This is a genomic window from Nonomuraea sp. B19D2, assembly GCF_040137845.1.
GTDB lineage: Bacteria > Actinomycetota > Actinomycetes > Streptosporangiales > Streptosporangiaceae > Nonomuraea.
In genome coordinates, this window is record NZ_JBEFAK010000157.1 from 1 (window position 1) to 950 (window position 950).

The 950-nt window shown below is 66.1% G+C and carries 2 protein-coding genes; both read left to right on the forward strand.

The features are described 5' to 3' along the window. Positions 1–177 precede the first annotated feature (177 nt). A complete protein-coding gene (locus ABN273_RS59245; protein ID WP_349458605.1) occupies positions 178–357 on the forward strand; it encodes a hypothetical protein in 180 nt (59 codons plus the stop codon). Positions 358–494: 137 nt separating this feature from the next. Further along, a partial coding sequence (locus ABN273_RS59250) for a cytochrome P450 family protein (RefSeq protein ID WP_502911368.1) occupies positions 495–950 on the forward strand: 456 nt, incomplete at its 3' end.

Here is a 950-nt window from a genome sequence, read left to right on the forward strand (position 1 = left end):
GCCGGCAATGGCCAGCTCGCTTTCGTGGAACGTCAGCGATGGAGTTCGAGGAGCTCAGAGAGTCCGAGCGGCTTGAACAGGATCTGAAGGACCTCGGGGTGAACGCCGACATCAGCTTTGTCCCGCGTGGCCAGACGTGCGACCCGGAGCGGGGAAAGCGGATTCACCTCAAACCACGTGAACTCCTCAATCCCAGCAGGAAATGGGTTCAACCTCGACCCGCGGCTCCTCGGTCCTGGGCGGACCCTGCTGGTGGACGTCATCATGACGGGCGGTCCGGGCTGGGCGTTCTCGGGCGGGCTGATCGAGGGCCCGGTCAAGCCGTGCGTGCTGATCCCGCTGCCGCCCGGCAGCTAACGCTTCGGGTCCAGCACCGGTGGCAGGATTCTCTGGCAGGACTGGTCCTGAGGGCTGTACTCCTGCCGTCAAGAGATCATGTCCGGCCGAGTAGCTCCGGAGATTCCCGGCCATTTACTGCCGGAACTTACAGCCCCGTGATCGGCGAGTTCACCGTGAAACGGCTGGCCGCGCTGCGCCCGCGGATCCAGGACATCGTCGACCACTTCATCGACGACCTGCTCGCCACCGACCAGCGGCCGGTCGACCTGGTGCGGGCGCTGTCCCTGCCGGTGCCCTCACTGGTGATCTGCGAACTGCTCGGCGTGCCCTACACCGACCACAACTTCTTCCAGAGCCGCACCGCCATGATGGTGGGCCGGACCTCGCTGGAAGACCGCCAGCGAGCCCTCGCCGAACTGCGCGCCTACATCGACGATCTCATCACCCGCAAGGAATCCGAACCCGGCGACGACCTGTTCGGCCAGCAGATCGCCCGGCAACGCCAGAAGGGCACCCTCGACCACGCGGGCCTGGTGAGCCTGGCGTTCCTGCTGCTGACCGCCGGACACGAGACCACGGCGAACATGATCTCGCTCGGCGTGGTCGGGCTG